This is a genomic window from Hymenobacter agri, from assembly GCF_054778495.1.
Window position 1 is genome coordinate 1 of record NZ_BAAGZM010000856.1, and the last position, 1,401, is coordinate 1,401.

The 1,401-nt window shown below is 68.3% G+C and carries 1 pseudogene; it reads left to right on the top strand.

The features are described 5' to 3' along the window. Nucleotides 1–101 precede the first annotated feature (101 nt). Nucleotides 102–1,401: pseudogene (locus ACYVDE_RS22815) on the top strand (hypothetical protein); the annotation flags it as partial.

Sequence of the window (1,401 nt, forward strand, 5' to 3'; positions counted from 1 at the left end):
CGGCCGGCAGCCCGCCGGCGCAGGCCCGGCGGTAGTAGCGCGCCAGCCCTCATGGCTTGTGCGCGCCGGCTGGTTTACTTTCAATATCTTAACGTATCGATATGAAGAAACTTCTTACCCTCGCCCTGCTGCTGCCCGCCCTCACCGGCTTGGCCCAAACCGGCCTTACCAACGATGGCGCTACCCTCACGGTAACGAATGGGGCTACCCTCTACGTGGCGGGTGGCGTGCAAAACAATACCGGCGGCACGCTCAACAACGCTGGCACCGTGCAACTCACCGGCGACCTCACCAACGCTGGCACGCTGGTTTCGGCCGGTACGCTGCTCTTCTCGGGCACTGCCAACCAGACCCTCACGCCTGGCACCGCCGCCACCGTGGCCACGCTCGTGCTCAACAACACCGGGGCCGTGGGCAACCGCACGCTCAACCTGCCCGCCGACCTCACGGTGGGCACGGCCCTCACGCTGCAAAGCGGCCTGCTGCGCACTGCGCCCACGGCTACGCTCACCCTACCCGACGAGGCCACGCTCAGCGGCGAAGGCCCCGGCCAGTACGTGCAGGGCAACCTGAAAATCGAGCGCGCCGCCGGCTCCGGCGTGCTCGATTTCGGCCACGGCCTGAGCCTCGACCGCACCGGCCTGGGCCAGGTAACGGCCACGCGCACCGCCGGCCTGCTTACCGACAACGTAAGCCGCGGCGTGAACTTCAGCAACGCCGCCCTCAAGGGTATCGACCGTATCTGGACCGTGGAAACCGCCACCGCCCCTAGCGCTGCCGTGCCCGTTACCCTCAACTGGGTTGCCGACGACGACAACGGCCTCACCGATTTTAGCCAGGCCCGCGCTTGGCGCGCGGCCATAGGCAGCGCGCAGTGGGGCGCGGTGAGCAATCAGGCCGCTGCCACCGTAGCCGGCAGCAACCGCAGCTTCTCGTTTGCCACCGCCGTACTGGGCCGCCTCACCATCAGCAACGCTGCCAATCCACTACCTGTCGAGCTGGTGGCCTTCACGGCCGAGGGTCGGGGGGGCGACGCGTTGCTGCGCTGGGCCACGGCCTCGGAGAAAAACAACGACCGGTTTGAGGTGGAAGCCAGCGCCGACGGGCGCAGCTTTCGCCGCATCGGCACGGTAGCAGGAGCGGGTAGCAGCAGCCAGCCCCACGAGTACCAGCTGCTCGACCCCGCCATTGCCCGCTACGGCGCCAGCCTAGTGTACTACCGCCTACGGCAGGTCGATGCCGACGGCACGGACAGCTACTCGCCGGTGCGGACGGTGGCCGTAACCGGTCGCGCCGAGCTGGCTTTGTTCCCCAACCCCGCTGCCCGCGCCACCACCCTCGTCGGGGCGCAGCCTGGCGCGGTGGTCACAGTGTTTGACGCCGTGGGCCGCCAGGTAACCC